Origin of the sequence: Uniformispora flossi (assembly GCF_049534875.1) — a bacterium.
In the GTDB taxonomy this organism is placed as follows: Bacteria; Actinomycetota; Actinomycetes; order Streptomycetales; family Streptomycetaceae; genus Yinghuangia; species Yinghuangia aomiensis.
This window is the reverse complement of the sequence record NZ_JBMULZ010000008.1, coordinates 223,598-249,163: the sequence shown is the minus strand read 5'-3', so window position 1 is coordinate 249,163 and position 25,566 is coordinate 223,598. Positions and strand designations below refer to the sequence as shown.

18 protein-coding genes are annotated in these 25,566 nt (G+C 70.9%); 2 read left to right on the top strand and 16 right to left on the bottom strand.

The annotated features are described in order from the left end of the window. Positions 1-2 precede the first annotated feature (2 nt). From ACPA54_RS20060 to uvrA, 11 genes are all read right to left on the bottom strand, one after another. On the bottom strand, positions 3-1,190 hold the full coding sequence (locus tag ACPA54_RS20060; protein ID WP_423531641.1) for a phosphoglycerate kinase: 1,188 nt from the start codon (positions 1,188-1,190) through the stop codon (positions 3-5). Between the two features lie 182 nt (positions 1,191-1,372). After that, complete coding sequence (gap, locus tag ACPA54_RS20055) at positions 1,373-2,377, bottom strand: type I glyceraldehyde-3-phosphate dehydrogenase (RefSeq protein WP_423531639.1); 1,005 nt, start codon at positions 2,375-2,377, stop codon at positions 1,373-1,375. Between the two features lie 236 nt (positions 2,378-2,613). Further along, a complete protein-coding gene (locus ACPA54_RS20050) occupies positions 2,614-3,255 on the bottom strand; it encodes a hypothetical protein (RefSeq protein ID WP_423531637.1) in 642 nt (213 codons plus the stop codon). Positions 3,256-3,627: 372 nt separating this feature from the next. Further along, positions 3,628-6,879 carry a M14 family metallopeptidase gene (locus ACPA54_RS20045; protein WP_423531635.1) on the bottom strand — a complete coding sequence of 1,084 codons (3,252 nt, stop codon included), beginning with the start codon at positions 6,877-6,879 and terminating at the stop codon, positions 3,628-3,630. Positions 6,880-7,092: 213 nt separating this feature from the next. Then, positions 7,093-8,346: a GNAT family N-acetyltransferase gene (locus ACPA54_RS20040; RefSeq protein ID WP_423531633.1), complete on the bottom strand. Its 1,254-nt coding sequence runs from the start codon at positions 8,344-8,346 to the stop codon at positions 7,093-7,095. Positions 8,347-8,584: 238 nt separating this feature from the next. Beyond that, positions 8,585-9,565: a DNA-binding protein WhiA gene (gene whiA / locus ACPA54_RS20035; RefSeq protein WP_345674416.1), complete on the bottom strand. Its 981-nt coding sequence runs from the start codon at positions 9,563-9,565 to the stop codon at positions 8,585-8,587. Further along, entirely contained in the window at positions 9,556-10,482 is a 927-nt protein-coding gene (locus ACPA54_RS20030; protein WP_423531804.1) for a gluconeogenesis factor YvcK family protein, read from the bottom strand. Before ACPA54_RS20030 ends, whiA begins: the two co-directional genes overlap by 10 nt. 181 nt (positions 10,483-10,663) lie before the next feature. Further along, the gene (rapZ, locus tag ACPA54_RS20025; protein ID WP_345674417.1) at positions 10,664-11,584 is read right to left on the bottom strand and encodes an RNase adapter RapZ; all 921 of its coding nucleotides are present in this window, start codon (positions 11,582-11,584) and stop codon (positions 10,664-10,666) included. A gap of 154 nt (positions 11,585-11,738) precedes the next feature. Beyond that, the gene (uvrC, locus tag ACPA54_RS20020) at positions 11,739-14,030 is read right to left on the bottom strand and encodes an excinuclease ABC subunit UvrC (protein ID WP_423531631.1); all 2,292 of its coding nucleotides are present in this window, start codon (positions 14,028-14,030) and stop codon (positions 11,739-11,741) included. Between the two features lie 76 nt (positions 14,031-14,106). Further along, the gene (locus ACPA54_RS20015) at positions 14,107-14,547 is read right to left on the bottom strand and encodes a Rieske (2Fe-2S) protein (protein WP_345674419.1); all 441 of its coding nucleotides are present in this window, start codon (positions 14,545-14,547) and stop codon (positions 14,107-14,109) included. Positions 14,548-14,624: 77 nt separating this feature from the next. Then, positions 14,625-17,471, bottom strand: coding sequence for an excinuclease ABC subunit UvrA (uvrA, locus tag ACPA54_RS20010; protein WP_423531629.1), 2,847 nt, complete (start codon positions 17,469-17,471; stop codon positions 14,625-14,627). A gap of 401 nt (positions 17,472-17,872) precedes the next feature. Here uvrA and ACPA54_RS20005 point away from each other — a divergent pair, with 401 nt between their 5' ends. After that, entirely contained in the window at positions 17,873-18,607 is a 735-nt protein-coding gene (locus ACPA54_RS20005) for a maleylpyruvate isomerase family mycothiol-dependent enzyme (protein WP_423531627.1), read from the top strand. A gap of 98 nt (positions 18,608-18,705) precedes the next feature. Further along, positions 18,706-19,362: an MBL fold metallo-hydrolase gene (locus ACPA54_RS20000; protein WP_423531625.1), complete on the top strand. Its 657-nt coding sequence runs from the start codon at positions 18,706-18,708 to the stop codon at positions 19,360-19,362. A gap of 22 nt (positions 19,363-19,384) precedes the next feature. Here the strand turns inward: ACPA54_RS20000 and dpgA are convergent, their stop codons facing one another. The 5 genes from dpgA to ACPA54_RS19975 form a co-directional block, all read right to left on the bottom strand. After that, positions 19,385-20,512 (bottom strand): 3,5-dihydroxyphenylacetyl-CoA synthase DpgA, encoded by a 1,128-nt coding sequence (dpgA, locus tag ACPA54_RS19995; protein WP_423531623.1) that lies wholly within the window; start codon positions 20,510-20,512, stop codon positions 19,385-19,387. Positions 20,513-20,706: 194 nt separating this feature from the next. Next, positions 20,707-21,708, bottom strand: coding sequence for a TerC family protein (locus ACPA54_RS19990; RefSeq protein ID WP_423531621.1), 1,002 nt, complete (start codon positions 21,706-21,708; stop codon positions 20,707-20,709). A 291-nt stretch (positions 21,709-21,999) separates the two neighbouring features. Further along, complete coding sequence (locus ACPA54_RS19985; RefSeq protein WP_423531619.1) at positions 22,000-22,692, bottom strand: 3'-5' exonuclease; 693 nt, start codon at positions 22,690-22,692, stop codon at positions 22,000-22,002. A gap of 157 nt (positions 22,693-22,849) precedes the next feature. Beyond that, positions 22,850-24,664 carry a TerD family protein gene (locus ACPA54_RS19980; protein ID WP_423531617.1) on the bottom strand — a complete coding sequence of 605 codons (1,815 nt, stop codon included), beginning with the start codon at positions 24,662-24,664 and terminating at the stop codon, positions 22,850-22,852. A gap of 184 nt (positions 24,665-24,848) precedes the next feature. Then, on the bottom strand, positions 24,849-25,421 hold the full coding sequence (locus ACPA54_RS19975; protein WP_345674427.1) for a TerD family protein: 573 nt from the start codon (positions 25,419-25,421) through the stop codon (positions 24,849-24,851). Positions 25,422-25,566 lie beyond the last annotated feature (145 nt).

The following is a 25,566-nucleotide window of genomic DNA, read 5'->3' as shown; positions in this document are numbered from 1 at the left end:
GGTCAGCTCTCCAGGGCTTCGATGCCGGGCAGGGTCTTGCCCTCGAGGTACTCCAGGCTGGCGCCGCCGCCGGTCGAGATGTGGCCGAACGCGGCCTCGTCGAAGCCGAGGGTGCGCACCGCGGCGGCCGAGTCGCCGCCGCCGACCACGCTGAACGCGGCCGAGTCGACCAGGGCCTGCGCGACGGCGCGGGTGCCGCCGGCGTACGGCTCCATCTCGAACACGCCCATCGGGCCGTTCCAGAAGACGGTGCGCGCGTCGGCGAGCTTGGCCGCGAAGAGCTTCCCGGACTCGGGGCCGATGTCGAGGCCCATCCGGTCGGCGGGGATCGCGTCGGCGGCGACCACGCCGTGCTCGGCGTCGGCGGCGAACGCGGCCGCGGCGACGACGTCGACCGGCAGCACGAACTCGACGCCCTTCTCCGCGGCGCGTGCCAGGTACGCCTGCACGGTCGGGATCTGGTCCTTCTCCAGCAGGCTGGAGCCGACCTCGTGGCCCTGCGCGGCGAGGAACGTGTAGACCATGCCGCCGCCGACCAGGATGCGGTCGGCCTTCTCCAGCAGGTTGTCGATCACGCCGAGCTTGTCGGAGACCTTGGAGCCGCCGAGGACGACCGCGTAGGGGCGCTCGACGTTCTCGGTGAGGCGCTTGAGCACGTCGAGTTCGGCGGCGATCAGGTAGCCGGCCGCGTGCGGGAGCTTGTACGCGATGTCGTACACCGAGGCGTGCTTGCGGTGCACCGCGCCGAAGCCGTCGCCGACGTACAGGTCCGCCAGCGCGGCCAGCTCGCCCGCGAACGTGCCGCGCTCGGCGGCGTCCTTGCTGGTCTCTCCGGCGTTGAAGCGCACGTTCTCCAGGACCGCCACGTCGCCGTCGCCGAGGGAGGCGACGGTCTCGCGGGCGCTCGCGCCGACCGTGTCGGTCGCGAACGCGACGGGCTTCCCGAGCAGTTCGCCGAGGCGCGCGGCGACCGGGGCGAGGGAGTACGCCGGGTCCGGCTCGCCCTTCGGGCGGCCGAGGTGGGCGGTGACGACGACCCGGGCGCCGCGCTCGGCGAGCGCGCGGATCGTCGGCAGGCTCGCGCGGATGCGGCCGTCGTCGGTGATGGTCGCGCCGTCGAGCGGCACGTTGAGGTCGGCGCGTACCAGAACGCGCTTACCGGCGACATCGAGGTCGTCGATGGTCTTCATGCGGGGGTGTCATCCTCATCGGTTCGGGCCGTCGAGGGAAACGGCCCGTCGGCCGGCTGGGGGTCGCGGGTGCGCCCGCGGGCTTCCCGGGGCGTCCGGAGCCGACGGGCCCCGGGCGTGCGGCCGGGCCCGGCCGACGGAGATCCGTCGTCCGGGCCCGCACGGTCACTGGCTCAGCGGTGTCAGAGCTGCGCGCCGACGTGCTTGACCAGGTCGACGAGGCGGTTGGAGTAGCCCCACTCGTTGTCGTACCAGCCGACGACCTTGACCTGCTTGCCCTGCGCCATCGTCAGCTTCGAGTCGAAGGTGCAGGAGGACGGGTCGGTGACGATGTCCGAGGAGACGATCTCGTCCTCGGTGTAGGACAGGAAGCCCTTCAGCTCGCCCTCGGCGGCCTTCTGGAACGCGGCGTTGACCTCGTCCTTGGTGACCTCGCGCTCCAGCTCGACGACCAGGTCGGTGACCGAACCGGTCGGGACCGGCACGCGCATGGCGATGCCGTCGAGCTTGCCGGCCAGCTCCGGCAGGACCAGCGCGGTGGCCTTGGCGGCGCCCGTCGAGGTCGGGATGATGTTGGTCGCGGCGCCCCGCGCGCGACGCAGGTCGCTGTGCGGGAAGTCCAGGATGACCTGGTCGTTCGTGTACGCGTGGACCGTCGTCATGAGGCCCTTGGCGACGCCGAAGTTCTCCAGCAGGACCTTCGCCATCGGCGCGACGCAGTTGGTCGTGCAGGAGGCGTTGGACAGCACGGTGTGCTTCGCGGCGTCGTACTTCTCGTGGTTGACGCCCATCACGATGGTGATGTCCTCGCCCTTGGCGGGCGCGGAGATGATGACCTTCTTGGCGCCGGCCTGGACGTGCTTGACGGCGTCCGAGGCGTTGGTGAAGCGGCCGGTCGACTCGATGACGATGTCGGCCTGCAGCTCGCCCCACGGCAGCGCGGCCGGGTCGCGCTCGGCCAGCGTCTTGAAGGTCTTGCCGCCGACGGTGATGCTGTCGTCGGTGTGGCTGACCTCCTGGCCCAGGCGGCCGAGGATGCTGTCGTACTTCAGCAGGTGGACCAGCGTGGCGTTGTCGGTGAGGTCGTTGACACCGACGATCTCGACGTCGGCGCCCGACGCCAGAACCGCGCGGAAGAAGTTGCGGCCAATACGGCCGAACCCGTTGATACCTACTCGGATCGTCACGAACCGATCTCCTCTTGGTGCGCCGGAGGGATGCCCTGATGTGTTCTTCCCGGCAGACGGGTTGGAATCGTCAAGCCGAGACCAAGTCCGACCTTATCGCGCGCCATAGCGTGGCCGTGACCCAGGCGTCCACCCGTTGAGACCGGCTCCGACCGGCGGATATGGCGGGGATCACGTCCCGCGCCGTCCGCCGGTCGGAGCGCGACCGAGGCGTTACCGAGGCGTTGCAGGGGGCGTTACATGCGGCCGCGGCCGTACGCCACGACACCGGACGCGATCACCGCGAGGCCGGTGAAGACGCCCTTGGAGCCGTCCTTCATGGCTTCCTTCCAGCCCTCGAAGATGTCCGCCTTGTCGAGGACCTCGGACAGCGAGACGTCACCCGGCACGTTGTTCTTGACGATGAACGCGATGCCGAAGTACTGCGCGGTGAACAGGCCCGCCGCGGTCAGCACGATCGCCAGCACCGGCATCGCCGGGTGGCGTCCGCCGAAGTACGCGACGGTGGCGCCGATCGCCGCGCCCACCGCGAGGGCCGCGTAGGCGTAGAGCTTCTCGGTGCCGACGATCAGGCCGCAGTACGCCCCGGAGGCCACCACCATCACGGCCAGGCCGGCGAGGAGCGCCATGCCGAGGCGGGCCGGGCGCTGCCCGCCGGGGCCGCCGAAGCCGCCCGGGCCGGGCTGACCGTAGGGGCCCTGCTGCTGCGGGACCTGGCCGTAAGGGCCGGGCTGACCGTAGGGACCGGGCTGCTGGCCCGGCTGGCCGGGCTGGCCGTACGGCCCCGGCTGCTGGCCGTAAGGTCCGGGCTGCTGCCCGTACGGGCCCGGCTGCTGCTGCGGGGCGCCGTAATTGCCGGGCCCGTTGTATCCACTCACGTATTCGTCTCCCGAGACGATGGCTTGGGGGGACGCCCGACGCTAGTGGGGCGCAGTGACGAACGCGCGAACGCAAGGGCCCCCAGGCCTACGAACACCCGTGCGGCGCCCGGCTTGACCGGAAATGCCGGAAAGATCGAGGGATTTCCCGCAGACCGGGGCAGGCGGCAGCAGACCCCGACACGGCCTCGCTTGCGGAACGCACGGCGCGATGGGCGAGTTCCCGCCGTCACCCTCCGCACATGCCGGGGCCCCGACGGACGTTTCGCCCGCCGGGGCCCCGGATCGCACCCGACCTCCCTCGTCCGCCTTGCCGGTCCCGTGCGGAACCGCCAACCCCTGCGGACTACGTACCGTCCTCCTCGGACCTGTCTACTTGAGCAGGTGCGCCAACGCCTTGCCCATCACGGCGTTCCGCTCGTCCTGCGTCGCCAACTGCTCCAGGCCGAAGCCGAAAAGCAGCGTGTCCTTCGTGGCGATCACCGAGCTGCCGTAGACCGACTTGGAGTTGATGAACGTGCCGGAGGAGTGGTCGCCCGGCGGCGGGCCCGCGATGGTCCACGGGCCGGTGCCGTTCTCGAACCCTTCGGCGTCCACGACGCCGTGCGAGGTCACGACCTTGGTGTCGTCGAAGAACACGCCCGCGCCGCCGGTGTTGGCGTCGCTGACGTAGCTGAGCGAGACCTCGACCTTCTTGCCGGCGTACGGCGACAGGTCGAACGCGACCTGTTGCCAGCCGCCGGAGTTGCCCGTGAACGCGTTCCACGCCCCGGTGCTGCCGAAGGCCTGGCACGGGGTGCCCACGGTGATGTAGTGCGCCAGGAACGGGTGGTCCTTCTGCGCCAGGTAGCCGCTGGAGCAGTCCTCCGGCAGCTGCTGGCTGCTGCGGCCGTTGAGGTCCGGCAGCGTCGTCCAGTCGTCCTGGCCGACGGTGTGCGCCTCGACGATCACGTGGTCCCAGTTCTGCTCGGTGTCCCACGACATCTGCGCGGTCAGCTTCGCCGCGTCCGCCGCCGTCACGCTGCTGAGGTCGATGGTGCGCGTCATGCGCATGTACGACTCGTCCACGTGCGGGCCGGCGATGTACTTCTCGCCCTCCGGCGGGGTCAGCGGCCCCGACGGAACGCCCTGGTACACCGCGGCGCTCTGGCTGCTGCCGAACTGCGGGAAGCTGTTCGGCGGCAGGATCGCGCTCGTGGGCAGGAACCCGCCCGCTTCGTTCACCGGGTTGCTCGCGGTGCCCGGAAGCCCCGCGGCCGTTCCGGCGAACGGGCCGGTGCCGGTGCCCGTGACGCCGTTCACGCCGTTCGTCGCCGCCCGTGCGTAGGCGCCGAAGTAGTACTGCGAGAAGTCGTCGGACAGCAGTTCGCAGTCGTCGCGGTAGCTGGTGGTGATGTGGCACGGCTGGTCGGGGTGCCCCTTGAGGCCGTAGTAGATGCCCCCGCCGTTGGCGCCCGCGAGCGGGCCGTAGTACGCGGTGGTCTCACCCGCGTACATGACCTTGCCGCCCTCGTTGAGGTAGTCCCGCATCGCGTAGGTGAGGGCCACCGCGCGGTCGGCCACCGTGCTGTCCGGGAACGAGCCGGTTCTGCCCACCCGGGTCGGTTCGTCGGCCGCATCCTGCGTCAGCCGGTTGTCGCCCAGGTACCAGACGACCGCCTTGAAGTGGCCGAGGACGCCGATCGCGTCGGGCACGCCCTGCTGGTCGATGTCCCACAGCGACGCCTTGACGCCGTTGGCCTTCAGCGAGTCCAGGTACTGCTGCGCGTACTTCGGCGCGTTGGTGCCCGCGGGGTACGTCGGGTTGACGCCCTTGTAGTCCTCGTTCGCGACGACCAGGACGTCCGAACCCTTCGCCACCGCGCCGGGCGGCGCGACCTTGTAGGTGAAGTGCTCGCTCTCCACCTTCCCGGTGCCGGGCTTGTTGGCGGTGTACCACACCTCGACGGAATCGCCGGGCTTGCTGTGGTCGACGGAACCTCTGTACTGCTTGTACCAGTTGGTTCCGTCCTTGCCGAAGACTTGGCCGCCCTCGAAGGGCAGGACGCCGTCGGTCTTCACACCGCCGCCGTTGACCCGGTAGTTGATCCGCAGGTTCTTCAGCTTCTGCTTCGCGTCGACGGCGACGGGCTGCTCGTCGTCGTTCTCCGCGTAGGAAGTGTCGAACTTGTGGATGACCAGGTCCTTGGCCTGGAGGCCCACCGAGGAGACCGGCTCGTCCGGCTGCGGCGCCGACTTGGCGACGGACAACGCGAACGGCAGGTTGTCCTGGAACTCCTTGGAGATGAGCTTCTCGTCGTCCGGGAACGTGAAGATGCTTTCGCAGTCGTCCGCGTTCCAGGCGTCGTTCGGGTCCCAGTTCGACGCGGTCTCGCACGTCGACATCTCCGGGGTGAACGGAATGGCCCCGTACTTGGCGTCCACGTAGCCGTCGGTGTCGCCGTTCGTGGAATACAGGGACGCACCCAGCTCCGGCACGTAGTTCGGCACTGCCGGATTGGCGGTGGTGCCCGCGAGGGCTGCCGAGATGTTGTCGTCGGGGCTGTGCGTGGAGACCTGCCAGCCCACGCCGTACAGCAGCAGCTCGGCTGCGGAGTGGTAGTTCACCACGAAGCGCGGGTGGATCTTGCCGAGCAGCTTGTCGACCGCCTGGGTCTCCGGCTCGGAGTTGGCACCCGGGCCGCGGTACGTCTCGCTGAACGTGTCAGGGGACGAACCCTCGTTGTCGTAGCCCCACTTGTAGTCGAAGTTGCGGTTCGGGTCGACGCCGTCCGCACCGGTGATGACGCCGTTGCCGTCGTTGTCCCGGAGGTTCTTGCGCCACTGCCGCTCGCCCGGCTGCCACGTCCACTCGTAGCCGTCCGGGTTCGCCGAGAGGACGAACCACAGTTCGGTGGAGTTGACGATCTTCTTGACGTCGGTGTTGTTCGCCTTGTAGCCGTCCACGTAGTAGTGCATCAGCCGCCGGTTCATCTCCGGGGTGATCCACTCGCGGGCGTGCTGGTTCGCCATGTACAGCACCGGCGCCTTGGACCCGTCCGGACTGCTCTTGGCATCCTTGCTGATCTTGATGGCGAGGATGTCCTGGCCGAGCGTCGACTTGCCGATCGACACGACCTTCGTGATGTCCGGGTTCGCCTTGGCGACGTCGAGCATCTCGGCGGCCAGACCGCCTTCGCCCGCGTAGTGCTTGAAAACGCCGCCGGGCGCCGCGGTGAGCGACGCCCGGGCTTTGTCACTGTTCTTGTTGCCGCGTTCCTGGACGGAGACGCCGGCCTTGGTGAGTTTGGCCGCCTGCGCTTCGTCCAGATCGACCTCGGCGGTGAGCTTGCCGTCCGCGGCCGGTGCGGTCTTGGTCTCGGTGCGGTCGATGCCCAAGTCGTAGAGCTTCGACGCGTCCTTGGGATCGAACGTGGCCAGGTAAGCCTTCTTGCCGGCATCGCCGGCCTGCGGCAGCTTGACCTGGGGTACTTCGGTGGCAATCGGGAACGGGTCGGTTGCCGTCGGCGCCGACGCCGCATGTGCCGCCGGAAGCGCCGAAACCATGCCGACGACCAGGGAAATGGCCGCCAACCCGGTTCCGGCGATGCGCGTGGACCGTCGGGAACCCTTGCTGCGTCTCACTCAACCCCCTCTGTGAGCGGCATACGCGTGGGGATCAAGCACGAACGGGCACCTTGCCGCGAACCTCGTTGATCATCAAGGAGATTGCTGTGCCAGGTGCCCGTCCGCGCTACACGCGTAACGCAGGATACGGGAATCCCGTCCGCGGACAAGGCTCTTCACAAAACCGCTCCCCGGTGTCCACTGTCCGCTCAACGATCACTACCGATCGGTTCAGAACCAGTCCGGGCACCACGGCGCCCGCGCGGTCCGGAACATGACCTCGGCGCGATCGAGCGCCCCCGGGTTCAGCTCGGTGATGTCGCCCGCCGCGGCCAGCCGCACCGCGGAACGCCCGCCCAGGTACAGCGCGCCGAGGGTGCCCGCGTCCAGCGCGAGGTCCGCGGGCTCGTCGACGGGCACGCACCGCGCCCCGTCGGGGCCGCCGTCCACCGCGAACGTGCCCGCCGCGTAGCCCATCGGGTCCTCGACCCGCAGCACCAGCCGCCCCGCCACCGGGTAGGTGCGGGCGGACAGCGCGGCCGGTACGTCGATCGGCCGCACCCACACGAAGTCGCGGGCGCTGTCCCAGGTGACCTGCCGCGGGTCGTCGAAGAGGTCCGGCAGCAGGTCGTCGGACGTGCGCTCCCCCGCGCTCAGCTTCGCCAGGTAGTCGATCTGCGTCGCGTACACCCACAGCGCGGCCTCGGCCGCCGGAGTCGCGGCGATCAACTGGTCGACGTGCAGCGTCGCCTTGGGGACGAAGTCCTCCCACACCTCGTCCACCCGGTACGCGAGATACCCGCGCGGCGTCCCCGACGCATCGGAATAGAGCGCCCAGAACCGGCTCTCCTTGGGCCGCCCCGGCCGCGTCTGCACCCCGGTGTACAACGGCCACCACCTCTCCTGCCGGGTGATCGCGCCCGGGGTGCGGCGCCGGAACGCCTCGTGCACCGCCGGGCCCGCCTCCAGCATCGTCTCCGGCGCGACGAGCGCGACCCGCCCGCCGTCCTCGGCCGCGGCGGCCCGCACCGCGGGGCGCAGCCCGGCGCGGGTGAGGTCCACTCGGAAGAGCGAATAGTCGGTGGCGGGGCCGAAGCCGAATCGTCCGTAGATCGGATATTCGGCGGCGATCAGGATCGCGAGTGCCTCGCCGCGCGCGGCCGACGCGTCCAGGTCGGCCCGCATCATCCCGGTCAGCAGGCCGCGGCGGCGGTGCGTGGCGGTCACGGTCACGTTGGTGATCGCACTGACCGGCACGTAGGCACCGCCCGGCGCGGTGATCTCGCCGCCCCAGCTGCGGAACGTGCCGACGATCCGCCCGTCGTCGAACGCGGCCTGGGTACGCGAGAGATCCACGAGGCCGCGCAGAAATTCGGCCGTTTCGTCGCGGGCTTCCTTGGACAGGTCCGGGACCCGCAGGAAGCCGGTGTCCAACGCCGCTCCCCAGGCGCCGAGTTCGTCCTCGGTGACGGTCCGGATGTGCATGGGGCTTCCTCCCGGGTGGCAGACGCGGCGGCGGATGGGGCTGCGGACACTGCGACGGATGCGGCGTCCGGCCGGACGGCTTGTGGCCCCCGGACAACGCGAAAACGCCGACCGGGGAACCCTAGGCTCCCCGCTCGGCGTTTTCGACGGGTTTTCCTGGGCCCGCCATGGAGCCCGCCACGGAGCCCGCCGCGGTCCGCGGCGGGCTCCGGAGGTCGGGCAACAGATGGGCAGGCGGTCAGGAGACCAGCATGTCCGCGGTCAGGTTGGCATCCGTACCGGGCATCCCGAGGTCGCCCGCGCGCTTGTCGGCCATGGCCAGCAGGCGGCGGATGCGGCCGGCGACCGCGTCCTTGGTCAGCGGCGGGTCGGCCAGGCCGCCCAGCTCCTCCAGCGACGCCTGCTTGTGCTCCAGCCGCAGCTTGCCCGCCGCGGCGAGGTGGTCCGGCACCTCCTCGCCGAGGATCTCCAGCGCGCGCTGCACCCGGGCGCCCGCGGCGACCGCCGCGCGGGCCGAGCGGCGCAGGTTCGCGTCGTCGAAGTTCGCCAGGCGGTTGGCGGTGGCCCGCACCTCGCGGCGCATCCGGCGCTCTTCCCAGGCCAGCACGCTCTCGTGCGCGCCGAGCCGGGTGAGCAGCGCGCCGATCGCGTCGCCATCGCGCACCACGACGCGGTCGACGCCGCGGACCTCGCGGGCCTTCGCCGAGATGCTGAGCCGCCGCGCCGCGCCGACCAGCGCCAGCGCCGCCTCCGAACCGGGGCAGGTCACTTCCAGGGCGGAGGACCGGCCGGGCTCGGTGAGCGAGCCGTGCGCCAGGAACGCGCCGCGCCATGCCGCCTCGGCGTCGCAGGTCGCACCGGACACCACCTGCGGGGGCAGCCCGCGGACCGGGCGGCCGCGTGCGTCCAACAGGCCGGTCTGCCGGGCGAGTTGATCGCCGTCCTTGGCCACCCGCACGACGTACCGGCTGCTCTTGCGCAGGCCGCCGGCGGCGACCACCAGAAGCTCGGACTGGTGTCCGTACACCTCGAGAATGTCTTTGCGCACGCGCCGCGCCGCGGCTCCGGTGTCCAGCTCCGCCTCGACGACGATCCGTCCACCCACCAGGTGCAGACCGCCCGCGAAGCGCAGGAGCGCCGACACCTCCGCCTTGCGACAGCACGACCGCGTCACCGGGAGCCGACTTAGCTCGTCTTTCACAGCTGCCGTCATCGCCATGGCGCGATCCTTTCACGAGCGGTGAAGATCCGGCCGTAGGCGGCGGCCAGGCGGGCCGGATCGTGTCGCGGTGTCCCATCCCCGACCGCGACCGGGGCCAGCAGCACCTGTCCGCCGAGTCCGGCGGCGGCGCGGGTCAACTCGTCGACGTCGTCGACGAGGTCGCGGTCCCCGAGCACCACGTCGAACTCCAGTTCCGGCGCGTGCGCGGCGAGGACCTCGACGTGCCGCTGCGGGGAGAACCCGTCGGTTTCGCCGGGCTGCGGCGCGAGGTTGAGCGCGAGCACCTTGCGGGCCTTCGTCTCGACCAGCGCGGCGGCGAGTTCGGGCACCAGCAGGTGCGGCAGCACACTGGTGAACCACGAACCCGGGCCCAGCACCACCCAGTCCGCGTCGCGGACCGCGGCGACCGCCTCGGGCACGGCCGGCGGATTCGCCGGCGTGAGTCGGATGCCCAGCACTTCGCCGGGCGTCTTCGCCAGCGCGTGCTGACCCTGCACGGCGGTCACCAGGGTGGGCGCGGTGCGGTCGTGGCCGCGCACGTCGGCCTCGATGTCCAGCGGCACCGCGGACATCGGCAGCACGCTGCCGTGCGCGCCGAGCAGCCGGCCCATCCACTGCAGCGCGGACACCGGGTCGTCGTCGAGGAGTTCCCACAGCGCGACGATCAGGAGGTTCCCGACCGCGTGGCCGTTCAGGTCGCCGTCGCAGCGGAACCGGTGCTGGATGACCCGGGACCAGGTGTTGCCCCACTCGTCGTCGCCGCACAGCGCGGCCAGCGCCATGCGCAGGTCGCCGGGCGGGAGCACACCCATGTCGCGGCGCAGCCGGCCGCTGGAGCCGCCGTCGTCGGCGACCGTGACCACCGCGGTCAGGTCGTCGGTGAGCCGGCGCAGCGCGGACAGCGACGCGGACAGGCCGTGGCCGCCGCCGAGGGCGACGACCTTGGGGCCGGTGTGGCGGACGTACGCGCCGCCGTCGGCATAGCCGTTGAGCCGGCCGCCTTCGGCGTCGTCTCCGCCACCGTGCCCGCTGTGTCCACTGCCACGGCCGTCGACGGTCCCGGCCCCCGAGGTGTCGAGTTCGTTCACGCGGGCATCACTCGCGTCCCTTGTCGCGGTGGACGACCACGGCCTCCACGCCGTCTTCCTGCATGCGCTTGGCGAGGCGTTCGGCCATCGCCACACTGCGGTGCTTGCCGCCGGTACAGCCGACCGCGAGCGTCAGGTAGCGCTTGCCCTCGCGGCGGTAACCCTCGGTGATGATGCGGAGGAGTTCGGTGTAGCCGTCCAGGAACTCCTTGGCACCGGGCTGGTCGAAGACGTAGCGGGCCACCGGCTCGTCGGTGCCGGTGAAGGGACGGAGTTCGGGGATCCAGTGCGGGTTCGGCAGGAAGCGGCAGTCGACGACGAGGTCGGCGTCGACCGGGAGTCCGTACTTGAACCCGAACGACATGACGGTGGCCTTGAGCCGCGGCTCGCTCGAACCGGCGAACTGGGCGTCCATCTTCGCGCGCAGTTCGTGCACGTTGAGGTTCGTGGTGTCGATCACCAGGTCGGCTTCGCCGCGCAGTTCGGTGAGCAGCGCGCGCTCCGCCTCGATGCCGTCGACGATCCGGCCGTCGCCCTGCAGCGGGTGCGGGCGGCGGACGTTCTCGAAACGCCGCACGAGGGCGTCGTCGGCGGCTTCCAGGAAGACGATGCGGCACACCACGGCCGCGGACGCGAGCTGCGCGAGGGCCTCGCGCAGGTCGTCGAAGAACGTGCGGCTGCGGACGTCCACGACCACGGCGATCCGCGCCACCGCGCCCTGGGTGCGCGCGCCGAGGTCGACCATCGCGGGGATGAGGGACGGCGGCAGGTTGTCGACGACGAACCAGCCGAGGTCCTCCAGGCCCTTGGCCGCCGTCGAGCGGCCGGCTCCGGACATACCCGAAATGATGACCAGTTCGGGGATGCCGGGGACCGGCTCGGCGGACCCGGCCACCTCGGCTCCGGTCGTCCGGACGACGTCGTTCATGACGCCTTCCGGACGGACGGGGCGGAACTCGCCGGGGTGACGCTGCGCTTTCTCACGATTCCTCCAGGTTTCACACCCGCGCGGGGACGGATGCCGAGTGTCCCCCATCGGTGCCACGGACGGCGACACCCACACGCGGGCCTGCCGCCCCTCACTAACCGGAACGACCCGGATCCACGATCTCATCCGCACCGGGGGTGTGAGGCACTCCACTCGACGGTTGGGGGCGGGCCGGCGGCGGCGCGTCGGGGTCGGGGGCGGGCTCGTTGTCCGAGTCCGTGTCCGGGGAGACGGGGGGCTCTTCGGGCGGGCCCGGGGCGGGCACGTCCGCGGAGCCGGGGAACGCCCCGGGCAGCCGCGGGGCATCGCGCCGGGCACCCGGGGCAGCCGCGGCGGGCTCGGTGTCGCCGGGCGCCGCGGCTTCGGAACTCTCCGTAGCCGTCGCGGTCTCCGGTTCCGGGTCCTCGTCGGTGAGGATCTCGCCCGTCGACACGTTGACGGCGATCTTCGGGGCCGTTGCGGAGAGCGACGCCGCCACCACTTCCGCCGTGTGCCGGCCGATGCCCGGGACCTCCATGATCTGCTCCACGGTCGCCGCCTTGAGCTTGCGCAGCGACCCGAAGTGGTCGAGCACCGCCTTGCGGCGCGTCTCGCCCAGGCCCGGCACGGAGTCCAGCGCGCTCGCGGTCATCGCCTTCGACCGCTTCTTGCGGTGGAACGTGATCGCGAACCGGTGCGCCTCGTCGCGCACCCGCTGCATCAGGTACAGCGCCTCGCTGCTGCGCGGCAGCACCACCGGGTCGTCCTCGTCCGGCAGCCACACCTCTTCGAGCTTCTTCGCCAGGCCGCACACCGCGACGTCGTCCACGCCCAGTTCGTCGAGCGCGCGCTTCGCCGCGGCGACCTGCGGCTGACCGCCGTCGACCACGACGAGTTGCGGCGGATAGGCGAAGCGCTTCGGCTTGCCGGTCGTCGGGTCGATCGGACCGCTGCCCGACGGCGTCTCGTCCTCGTCGACGCCGCCGAGTTCCGGTTCGCCGGTCTTGGCGCGTTCCGCGAGGTAGTACTTGAACCGGCGCGTGAGCACCTCGTGCATGGCGCGGACGTCGTCCTGGCCCTCGAACGACTTGATCGCGAAGTGCCGGTACTCGCTCTTGCGCGGAAGTCCGTCCTCGAACACCACCATCGAGGCCACCACCTCGGTGCCTTGCAGGTGCGAGATGTCGAAGCACTCGATACGCAGCGGCGCGGTGTCCATGCCCAGCGCGTCGGCGATCTCCTGCAGGGCGAGCGAGCGCGTGGTCAGGTCGCCGGCCCGGCGGGTCTTGTGCAGCACGAGCGCCTGCTGCGCGTTGCGCAGCACGGTCTCCTGCAGGGCCTTCTTGTCGCCGCGCTGCGGCACCCGGAGGTCGACCTTGGCACCGCGCAGCGTGCCGAGCCAGTCGGCGACCGCGGCGGCGTCGGTCGGCAGCGCGGGCACCAGGACCTCCCGCGGCACGGAGTCGCCGCGCTGGTCGCCGTAGATCTGCTGGAGGAAGTGCTCGACCAGGTCGCCGGGAGTGACGTCCTCGACCTTGTCGACGACCCAGCCGCGCTGGCCGCGCACCCGGCCGCCCCGCACGTGGAAGATCTGCACGGCGGCTTCGAGGTCGTCGTCGGCGAGCGCGATCACGTCGGCGTCGGTGCCGTCGCCGAGCACGATGGCGTTCTTCTCCATCGCGCGGGTGAGCGCCCCTATGTCGTCGCGCAGCCGGGCGGCCTTCTCGTACTCCATGTCCGCCGCGGCCTGCTTCATCTGCCGTTCCAGACGGCGGATGTACGGGCCCGTCTGCCCGGCCATGAAGTCGCAGAACTCCTCCGCGAGTTCGCGGTGCTCCTCGGGGCTGACCCGGCCGACGCACGGGGCCGAGCACTTGCCGATGTAGCCGAGCAGGCACGGGCGTCCGGCCTGCTTGGCGGCACGGAACACGCCGTTGCTGCACGTGCGCACGGGGAACACGCGCAACAGCAGGTCGACGGTTTCCCGGATGGCCCACGCGTGCCCGTACGGCCCGAAGTAGCGCACGCCTTTCTTCTTCGCCCCGCGCATCACCTGCACGCGCGGGAACTCCTCGTCCAGCGTCACCGCCAGACTCGGATAGCTCTTGTCGTCACGGTATTTGACGTTGAACCGCGGGTCGTACTCCTTGATCCAGGAATACTCGAGCTGGAGCGCCTCGACTTCGGTGCCGACGACCGTCCACTCCACCGACGCCGCCGTGGTGACCATGGTCTGGGTCCGCGGATGCAGGCCCGCGAGGTCCTGGAAGTACGACGACAGCCGCTGGCGCAGGTTCTTCGCCTTGCCGACATAGACCACCCGGCCGTGCACGTCCCGGAACCGGTACACCCCGGGATCGGTCGGGATCTCGCCCGGCTTGGGACGGTACGTTGCCGGGTCGGCCATCTCTGCTACCCCGTGCCTCTCGTCTGCGGCCGGAGCGCTCCGGCCGGTACATCCCCGCTGTATCCAGCCTGACGGATCAGCCGACCACGATGTTCCCGTCGACGACCTTCGAGGGCAGCTCCTCCAGGCCCTCGTTCGCCGGGCCGCGTACCACCGAGCCGTCCGTGACGGAGAACTGGCTGCCGTGGCACGGGCACTTGACGACGCCCTGCTCGACCTTGTTCACCAGGCAGCCCTGGTGTGGGCAGCGGGCGTAGAACGCCTTGTACTGGTCCTTGACCGGCTGGGTCACGACCACGGCGGAGTCGTCGTACACCTTGCCCGCGCCGACCGACACGTCCGGCACCTTCCCGACCGTGACCGGTCCCTTCGCGCCGGGCCGCGACCCCGCTTTGGCGCCCCCGCCTTCGGTGGTGCCGCACCCCGTCACCGCGGCGCCGGCCGCCCCGAGCGCGCCCACGGCGGCGACGCCGCGCAGCACGGAACGGCGGGACGGGTCGGCGGGGGTGGTGGTCATGATCGTGTGCTCCTCGCATGCGGCGGATGGCGCGGGCCCGACCGCGCGGGCCCGCCGCCCCATGATCGCACCGCCGCTCACAGCCGGTCGGCGAGGATCTCCCGGAGGAACTTGCCGGTGTGGCTCTCCGCGATCCCCGCGACGTCCTCGGGGCTGCCCTCGGCGATGACCATGCCGCCGCCGCTGCCGCCCTCGGGGCCGAGGTCGACGATCCAGTCCGCGGTCTTGATCACGTCGAGGTTGTGCTCGATGACCAGGACCGTGTTGCCCTTCTCGACCAGCGTGGTCAGCACGTCGAGCAGCCGACGGATGTCCTCGAAGTGCAGGCCGGTGGTCGGCTCGTCGAGCACGTACACGGTCCGCCCGGTGGACCGGCGCTGGAGTTCCGACGCGAGCTTGACGCGCTGCGCCTCGCCGCCGGACAGCGTGGTCGCGGGCTGGCCGAGCCGCACATATCCCAGGCCGACCTCGTCGAGCGTCTTCAGGTGCCGGGCGATCGCCGGGACCGCCTCGAAGAACTCCCGGGCCTCCTCGATCGGCATGTCGAGGACCTCGGCGATGTTCTTGCCCTTGAAGTGCACTTCGAGCGTCTCGCGGTTGTACCGCGCGCCGTGGCACACCTCGCACGGGACGTAGACGTCCGGCAGGAAGTTCATCTCGATCTTGATCGTGCCGTCGCCCGCGCAGTTCTCGCAGCGACCGCCCTTGACGTTGAACGAGAAGCGGCCCGGCAGGTAGCCGCGGACCTTGGCTTCCTGGGTCTCCGCGAACAGCTTGCGGACGTGGTCGAACACGCCCGTGTACGTCGCCGGGTTCGACCGCGGGGTCCGCCCGATCGGCCCCTGGTCGACGTGGACGACCTTGTCCACCAAGTCCGTTCCGGTGATCCGGGTGTGCCGGCCGGGCACCGACCGCGCGCCGTTCAGCTCGCGCGCCAGGTGCGTGTAGAGGATGTCGTTGACCAGCGTCGACTTGCCGGACCCGGACACCCCGGTGACCGCGACGAAGCAGCCGAGCGGGAACCCGACGGTCACGTCGCGCAGGTTGTTCTCGCGCGCCCCGTGCACGACGAGGCGGCGCTTCTTCTCCGGCACGCGGCGCTCGGTGGGCGTCGCGATCTCCTTGCGCTTGGACAGGTACGCGCCGGTGTGCGACTCCTTGTTCTTCAGCAGGTCCTTGTAGGTGCCGGAGTGCACGACCTTGCCGCCGTGCTCGCCCGCGCCCGGGCCGATGTCGACGACCCAGTCGGCGACCCGGATGGTGTCCTCGTCGTGCTCGACGACGATGAGCGTGTTGCCCATGTCGCGCAGCCGCACGAGGGTTTCGATGAGCCGGTGGTTGTCGCGCTGGTGCAGGCCGATGGACGGCTCGTCGAGCACGTACAGCACGCCGACCAGGCCGGAGCCGATCTGCGTGGCCAGGCGGATCCGCTGCGCTTCGCCGCCGGACAGCGTGCCCGCCGCGCGGTTGAGCGACAGGTAGTCGAGGCCGACGTCGACGAGGAACCGCAGCCGCTCGTTGACCTCCTTGAGCACACGCTCGGCGATCTTCTTCTCGCGCGCGGTCAGCCGGATCGCGCCGAGGAACTCCGCGCAGTCGCTGATCGACATCGCCGACACGTCCGCGATCGACTTCCCCGCGACGGTGACCGCGAGCACGATCGGCTTGAGCCGGCTGCCTTCGCACGTCGGACACGGCACCTGCCGCATGTAGCCCTCGAAGCGCTCGCGGCTGCTGTCCGACTCGGCCTCGGAGTGGCGGCGCACGATGAACGGGATCGCGCCTTCGAACGCGGTCGTGTACGCGCGCTGGCGGCCGTACCGGTTGCGGTAGCGCACCTCGATCTGCGTCTTGTGGCCGTTGAGCAGCGCGTTGCGGGCGCGCACCGGCAGCCCGTTCCACGGCACGTCGGTGCGGAAGTTCAGGGCTTCCGACAGCGCCTCGATCAGGCGCCCGAAGTACTCGCTGGCGTGCCCGCTCGACCACGGCGCGAGCGCGCCTTCGTCGAGGGTCTTCTCCGGGTCCGGGACGACGAGTTCCGGGTCGACCTCCATGCGGGTGCCGATGCCGGTGCAGTCCGGGCACGCGCCGAACGGCGAGTTGAAGGAGAACGAGCGCGGCTCCAGCTCCTCGAACGACAGGTCGTCGTACGGGCAGTAGAGGTGCTCGGAGTACATCCGCTCGCGGTTCTCGTCGTCCTCCGGAAGGTCGACGAAGTCCAGGACCACCATGCCGTTGCCGAGCCGCAGCGCGGTCTCCACCGAGTCGGTCAGCCGCCGCTTGGCGCTCGACTTGACCGCGAGGCGGTCGACGACCACCTCGATGGTGTGCTTCTCCTGCTTCTTCAGCTTCGGCGGCTCGGCCAGCTGGATCACCGCGCCGTCGACCCGGGCACGGCTGTAGCCCTGCGACTGGAGCTGCGCGAACAGGTCGACGAACTCGCCCTTGCGCTCGCGCACGACCGGCGCGAGGACCTGGAAGCGCGTGCCTTCGTCGAGTTCGAGGACGCGGTCGACGACCTGCTGCGGGCTCTGCCGGGCGATCGGGCGGCCGCACACCGGGCAGTGCGGGTGGCCGATGCGCGCGAACAGCAGGCGCAGGTAGTCGTAGACCTCGGTGATGGTGCCGACGGTCGACCGCGGGTTGCGGTTCGTGGACTTCTGGTCGATCGAGACGGCCGGCGACAGGCCCTCGATGAAGTCGACGTCGGGCTTGTCCATCTGGCCGAGGAACTGCCGTGCGTACGACGACAGCGACTCGACGTAGCGGCGCTGGCCCTCGGCGAAGATCGTGTCGAACGCCAGGGACGACTTGCCGGACCCGGACAGGCCGGTGAACACGATGAGCGCGTCGCGCGGGAGGTCGAGGGAGACATCCTTGAGGTTGTGCTCGCGCGCGCCACGGACGATGAGACGGTCGGCCACTGGAGAATCGAAACCCTTCGACAGCATGCTGCGGCTCCGCCCTGATCAGGGCGGATCCTGCGGAACCTCGGCGGAAACGCACGGTCGGCGCGCCCCCCGGAACGAGTCCCCCGGCAATCGTAAGCGGCCGGAAGGCCCCGTTTGTTCCCCCCGCGGATCTCCGTCGCGTTCCCGATGTGCCTGCCAGGGTATCGCACATGTATTCGAACGACTGCCATTCGGCCGACGTTTCACTCGATCGCGTGACCTTTTTGTCACCGTGTTGAGGTCGATATCGTCATCACCGGATGATCCGCGGGTCGGACGAACGACTCGCTTGGCGCCTGCGTGAGCCGATAGCGTGCCTGCGTGCCAGGGGCCCGCGTGCCCCGCAGCCGCCGTGTTTTCCCGGGAGGACTTACGTGACGACGGACGGGTTCGACCCCGCCGCGCTGGTCGACGAGGTCGCGGTGGCGACACAGCAGGTGCTGGACAGTGCCGAGCGCCTCTCCCCGGAGCGGCTGGCCGGGGAGTCACTGCTGCCGGGGTGGTCCCGGGCCCACGTCCTCACCCACCTCGCCCGCAACGCGGACGCGCTGGGCAACCTCGTGCACTGGGCCGCGACCGGCGTCCGTACCCCCATGTACCCCTCGCCCGAGGCCCGCGAGGCGGGGATCGCCGCGGGCGCGCAGCGTCCGGGCGAGGAGATCGTCGCGGACCTGCGCGCCGCGTCCGCACGGCTCAACGAGGGACTGCTGAGCCTGTCGCCGACGGCGTGGGGCGCGAAGCTCACCGGCAACGACGGGCGCGAGTTCTCCGCCGAGACCATTCCGTACAAGCGGATCCGCGAGCTGTACGTGCACCACGTCGACCTGGCCGCGGGCTGGACGCCGGCGCACTGGCCGGGCGATTTCGCGACCCGCGAACTCTTCGACGTCGCGGCGTCGTTCCGCGGCCGCCCGGATACCGTGCCGCTGCTGCTGCACGACGAGGACTCCGGCCGCCGCCTCACCATCGGCCCCGAGGAGCTCGCCCCGGTCGCGATGGTCGCGGGCCGCCGCCGCACGCTGCTGGCCTGGCTGATCGGCCGCACCGGCGGCGACGGCCTGGTGATGGACCCGCCCGGCGCGCTGCCGCCGCTGCCCGCCTGGACCTGACCGGCACACCGGCCGCTCGACCGCGCATCCGCGGTGCGGGGCCGACCCGCCGGGCCCGTCGCTGGTCGCGCGGCGCCTGTCGGCGGGAGGATGGGCGCATGACGACGTATCACGGGTCGGTCAAGGTCGGCGGGGCGCCCGACGTCCGCGAGTTGGCCGAGCTCATCATCACCAAGGTCGCCGTCGGCCCGTTCGACAACGACTGCTATCTGCTGCGCTGCCGGACCACCGGCGAGCAGCTGCTGATCGACGCGGCCAACGACGCGCACACGCTCCTGTCGATGGTCGGCGACGGCCTCGGCCAGGTGCTCACGACGCACCGGCACCAGGACCACTGGCAGGCGCTCGACGAGGTCGTCGCGGCGACCGGCGCGCGCACGCTGGCCGGCCGGTACGACGCCGAAGGCGTGCCGGTGCCGACCGACCGGCTCCTCGACGACGGCGACACCGTCGAGGTCGGCCACGTGCGGCTGACCGCGATCCACCTGGTCGGCCACACGCCCGGCAGCATCGCGCTGGTCTACGACGACCCCAAGGGCCACCCGCACCTGTTCACCGGCGACTGCCTGTTCCCCGGCGGGATCGGCAACACGTTCGGCGACCCGGACGCGTTCCGCACCCTGTTCGCCGGGGTCGAGCAGAAGGTGTTCGGCCGCCTGCCGGACGAGACGTGGGTCTACCCGGGACACGGCAACGACACGACGCTCGGCGACGAGCGCCCGCATCTCGCGGAATGGCGCGAGCGCGGCTGGTGACGCCGGAAACTCGCAGAAAACGCTAGAAGCGGAACAATGCCGCCTCGATCGTCGAGCCCGGCCCCATGGTCATGAATACCCCGTATTCGCCGGGCTCGGCGATCTTCTCGTCGAGCAGCCGCTCATAAGAGAACAGAAACGATCCGCTCGACACGTTTCCGAAATCGCGCAGCACGCTCGTCGTGTGGCGCAGTGCCGTGGATTCCAGGCCGAGACTGTCGCGGACCGCGGCGACCACCTTTTTGCCGCCGGAATGCACGCACCAATGCGCGATGTCGACACGTGTCAACCCGGCGCCTGCCAGCAGCCGGTCGATCAGCGGGGCGGCGTGGGCGCGGACCACGCCCGGCACGTCGCGCTCCAGCACGAACCGGCGCTTCCCCTGGTTCCGGTCGAACTCGACGCGCATGGCACCGATCGCGTCCGCGACCAGGACGCTCGCGAAGTCCAGCAGCTCGGGGCCGGCCGAGGAACCTGCCGAGGAACCCGACGAGGAGCCCGCTCCGCCCTTGGCCCCGTCGTCCTCGCCCCGCACGACGAGCGCGGCCGCGCCGTCGCCGAAGAGGCTGTTGACCACGGCCGCGGCGAGCGATCCGTCGTGGACGAACGCGCCGGAGAAGGATTCGACGCACACCACCGCGGCGGGCCGGCCCGGATGCCCGGCGGCCCACGACGCCACCGGGCCGAGCGCGTTGAGGCCGGCGTTGCAGCCCATGCCGACGACGTCCATGCGGCCCGCGGCCGGGTCCGTGTCCAGGCGGGCCATGAGGCGGGCACTGAGGCCGGGGGTCATGAAGCCGGTGCTGGTGACGAGTGCGAGGTAGCCGAGGTCGCGTGGTGCGAGCCCGGCCCGGTCGAGGGCGCCGAGGAGGGCGCGGGAAGCCAGGTCGAGGTGCCGGGTTTCCTTGTCGACGCGGCCTTCGGGGAGGGTCAGGTGGCGGCGTTCGATGCCTCCGTTGAGGAAGAACCCGACCGCGCGCTCGTCGGTCGCGCCGAAGACGTCGACGAGTTCCCGCTGGGTGTAGGAGTCCGCCGGCACCGCGGTGCCGACGCCGGATATCCGGACGGGCGCGCGGGTCGTTGCGGATTTTCCGGAACCGGTGCGGCCTTCGGTGGCTTTCCGCGCACCGGGCACGAAAACGGAATCCACCGGATCGACGGAATGGCGCGAAACGGGCGTTGTCATGCGGAGTCCCCAAGCAGACGGATAAATCCCCGGAACGACCGGGCCCCCGGCGAGTTCGCCCAACGTAGCAGGTGGCGGAATTACCAGGGCGAAATCCCGCCACCCGCCCGAGACCCCCGGGCTCGGGGCTCCGGGGGTCTGTCGGGATCGGTCCGGGGTCAGCTTCCGGTGCCGACCGGGGTGTCCTCGGACGCCTCTCCGGCGTCCTGTTCGGCGGCGAGCGCGTCCTTCTTGGACTTGCGCAGGCTCAGCACCGTGGTCACCGCGAGGGTCACGACGATGAAGCCGAGCGAGACCGGGATGCCGATCTCCGGGACGTGCACGCCCTGGCCGTGCAGCGCCTCGAACACCAGCTTCACGCCGATGAAGCCGAGGATCACGGACAGGCCGTAGGACAGGTAGACCAGCTTCTTCAGCAGGCCGCCGATGAGGAAGTACAGCTGCCGCAGGCCCATGAGCGCGAACGCGTTGGCGGTGAAGACGATGTACGGCTCCTGGGTGAGGCCGAAGATCGCCGGGATCGAGTCGAGCGCGAACAGCACGTCCGTGGTGCCGACCGCGATCATCACGATGAGCATCGGCGTGACCAGGCGCTTGCCGTGCTCCTTCACCAGCAGCTTGGTGCCGCGGTAGTCCTTGGTGGTCGGAGCGACCTTCTCCACCCAGCGGAGCAGGGCGTTCTCCTCGAACTCCTCCTCCTCGTCGGACTTCGCCTCCTTGACCAGCTTCCACGCGGTCCAGATCAGGAACGCGCCGAAGATGAAGAAGACCCAGGAGAACGTGGCCACGACGGCGGCGCCGAGGCCGATGAAGATGCCGCGCAGCACGAGCGCGAGCAGCACGCCGACCAGCAGGACGCGCTGCTGGTACTGCGCGGGCACCGCGAACTTGCCCATGATCAGCACGAAGACGAACAGGTTGTCGACGCTGAGGGACTTCTCGGTGATGAAGCCGGCGAAGAACTCCCCGGCGTACTGCGGTTCGGTGAAGAACCACAGGCCGAGGCCGAAGACGACGGCGAGCGCGACCCAGAAGACGCCCCAGAGCGAGGCTTCCTTGAGGGTGACTTCGTGGGGCTTGCGGTTGATGACGAGGTCCACGCCCACGAGGGCGAGCAGGACCAGGATGGTCACGATCCAGGTGGTCAGTGAGACGTCCACTATGCCTCCGGCATTCGTGGCAGGTGTGCGGCGATGCCGGAGGTCTCTTCCGCCCGGATCCGCGGGACCGCGACCCGGACCGGCAAGGCCGGACACATGAGCACGCGCTACGCCATCGGGACGTAGGGGCATATGTCGTACTGACGACCGTGCCGTGGGGGAATACTCCCCTCCGATGCAGCCAGTCTGCCAGAAGGTAAAGTAAAGACCAAGTAAGCCTTTACCTTCCCATGGCGATTTTTGGTGATCAGAGGGTTGCGAACCCCGCAGAACATGGTGTTGTGAGCCCGCTCACCCGGCCCTAACCGGCTCGAAACCGCTCCTCGGGCGCAGCATCCCCCGGAATTTCGGGTACTCCGGGTGCTCCGGAGCCCGCCCTGGCGGCACCGGCAGCGCCAGTGCCCCGGCACCGGCGGTGCGCAGCAGCAGCGGGAGCAGGCGCGCGGTCACCCGGGCGTCGGCGAGCGCCGCGTGCGCGTCCGGGAAGTCCAGGCCGAAGTGGGCACAGCAGGTGCCGAGCTTGTGGTCGGGCAGGTCCAGCCCGGTCGTGCGGGCCAGCCGCATCGTGCACAGCGCGGGCAGCGGCGGCATCGCGATGCCCGCGGCAGCGAATTCGGCTTCGAGGAACCGCTGTTCGAACGAGGCGTTGTGGGCGACGACCACCGCGCCGGCGAAGAGGGCGGCCAACTCCCCGGCGATGTCCGCGAACCGCGGTGCACCGCGCACGTCCGCGGCGGTGATCCGGTGCACCTGCGTCGCGCCGACGCCGCGGCCCGGGTCGAGGAGCGTCGTCCATTCGCGCAGCACCCGGCCGTCGCCCGCCATCCGGACGACGCCGATCTCCACGATGCGGTCGCCGCGGCCCGGCGAGAAGCCGGTGGTCTCCAGGTCGACGATGGCGAATTCGAGGGCGCCGACCTCGACGGCGCGGGCGGCGGCCACGCCGGAAGTCCGCGGCCCGGGCACGTCGGCATACGAGAACACGCTTGGCACTCCGAGGGGTTGGGGCCCACCGGTTGGGCTCACGTCAAGGCGAGCCCACCCTAGCGACCACCGGCCCGAAGCCCGGCGCAATCCCCCGCGATCCACCCGTACGGGCACGCGGGGTCCGCCCGGTCGGGCAGACCCCGCGGGGAAGACCTCAGCGTCCGCCGCCCGCCGCGGTCGACGCGAGCCAGGTCAGCAGCGTCTGCGTGACGCCGGTGCCGTCCGACGGCAAGTCCGGGGTGTACGTCCACGCGTGGCCCACCCACGGGTCCGCGATGTGGTCCTCCGGGATCGGCGTGAGCCGCAGCAGCGCCCGCCACAGCGGGTCCAGCAGCGGCCCGAACGACCCGGAGTCCTCCCGGTTGCCGACCACGACGACGTGCACGCCGACGCGGGCGCCTTCCTCGACGATGTGCCGGAGCTGCGTCACGGTGCGGTCGTCGAAGCCGTACGGGAACCCGTGCACGACCAGCAACTGGCGGCTGAAGTCGATGTGGTCGGGAAGCGCGTCGGTGGCGCCGCTCTCCACCGCCATGCGCGCCAGCTCGACCCGGTCCATGAGCCTGCCGAGCAGCGCGGCGATCTCCGGCGCGGTGGTGGCCGCCGGGCCGACCAGCAGGCCGCTCGACGACAGGGGCGCGAACGGGCCGGCCGCGGCGCCCTTGCCCTCCGGGTCGACGATGTGCAGCTTGAGGTCGCCCACCGGGAACGCGGCCAGCATGCGCGCGCTCAGCGTGAGGGCCAGTTCGGCGGCGCGGGACCGGACGACCTCCGGCGGGGTGAGGTCGAGTTCGCCGTCCACGCCGGTGGCGCCGCTGTCGATCCACAGCCCGCGTTCCATCGGCAGCCGCAGCACCATCGGGACGCGCAGCTGCGGCGTCTCCGGCAGGTGCAGGTCGCCGAGCCGGATCGCCGGAGCGGTGTCCTCGGGCGCGCGCCACGCGGCCCACGCGGGCGAGTCCCAGCGCGCCATCTCCGGCGGTAGCTTGGGCTCGAGCTGGGCGACCTCGCCGGCCAGGTGCGCGGCGTCCCGGTCGAGGCCGGTACGGGCCCGCTCGACGAGTTCGCGGTGCTTGGCGCGGGCGCCTTCCTGCGCGTCGAGGCCTTCCCGGGAGGTGCGCGCGGACGGGTCCGCCAGCACGTCGGCGAGTTCCTTGTCGAGACGGTTGTCGGCGTAGCCGACGGCGGAGCGGAACGAGGCGGCGGACCGGGCCGCGTCCTCGAACACCCCCCAGATGTCCTCGTAGAGCCGCTCGATCTCGCGGCGTGCCTCGCGGGCCGCGGCCTCGCGCTGCGCGTCGCTCTGCCCGCCGGCCGGGGCCGGACGGGCGCCGCCGCGCGGCGCGGTCGCGGTGGGGAAGCCCGCCGCGGGCGGCTCCGAGGCCGCGTCCGCGGAACGCTGCGGGGGCTCCGGGGCGTTCGCGGAAGTGTGCGCGACGGCATTCGGCCCGGCCAGGCGGGTCCGCACGCGGTCCACGATCGGGGCGCGGAGCTGGACGCCGAGGTCGCGCAGCAGCGCGTCGAGGCCGCCGTCGTAGCCCTGCCCGACGGCGCGGAGCTTCCACGCGCCTTGGCGGCGGTACAGCTCGACGGCCTGCAGGGCGCGCTCGGAGTTGAGGTCGACGATGGTGAACGCGGCGACCGGTGCGCCGCCCGCGGCGACGGTGGCCACCGGTGCGCCGACCGCGCCGAACCGGTCCACGCCGCTGCCTTCGAGCGTCGCCACGACGATGACGCGCTCCACGTCCTCGGGCAGCGCCGTGAGGTCGACGTCGACGCCCTGCGCGCGCAGCACGACGCCGGAGGCCGTGCTGCCGTCGCGCTGCAGCACGTCGCCGTCGCCGCGGACCTTGAGGCCGGCGTCGACGAGCACGGCGAGGAGTTCGACCGGGCACGACGCGGCGATATCCACCGCCACCTGCTGAGCGGGCAGCGGGACGTTCTGCCCCCGGACGAGTTCGGTAGTCATGCTGCGTTCCCCTCCCCCGCCCCGTGTGGGACGGAAACCGCACGAGCCGGAGGGCCGGTTCTCCCGACCGGCCCTCCGGCTCGCGGTAAAAACAACCGGCACTGTTCTACAGGTTTCCGCCGGGTTCTGCAGGGCCATACCGCGGTCTCCGGATGTCCGGGACCGGGTCAGGCCGGACCTCGGGTCAGAGGTGGGCGGCCAGGGCCGGCATCAGCTCGGTGAAGGTGCGGCCGTTGGCCGCCTCGCCGATCGCGGTCATCTTCCAGCCGTCGCCGTGGCGGTACAGCTTGGCCATGATCTGCGCGTTGTAGGCGCCGCCGCCGGACAGCGTGTAGCGGGCCATCTCCTGGCCGTTGGTCTCGTCGACCAGGCGGCAGAAGGCGTTCTCGACCTCCTGGAAGGTCTGCCCCTGGAACGAGTTCACCGTGAAGATGATCTGCGTGACGTGCACCGGGACACGGGACAGGTCGACGATGATCGACTCGTCGTCGCCGTCACCGGCACCGGTCAGGTTGTCGCCGGTGTGACGGACCGAGCCGTCGTCACTGACCAGGTGGCCGAAGTAGACGGCGTCGACCGGCTGGTTGTCGGCGAACAGGACGCACGAAGCGTCCAGGTCGATGTCGCGCTGACGGTTGCCGAAGAGGCCCTTCTTCTTGACCGCGTCCCAGCCCAGGCCCATCCGGACCAGGGTCAGCTGGCCGCCGCCCTGCTTTTCGAGCGACAGGCGCTGGCCCTTGACCATGTTGACGGACACTGAATGTCTCCCCTCGCAATGCACTTTGCGCGACGCGGCCTAGCGTCCGCAGCGTAGTACCCGGCGTCGTTCCCCGTCCCCGGGTTCCGCCGGTACTTCTCGGTGTCGAACCTACCGTTCATGACGTCCGGAGACGACGAGTCGT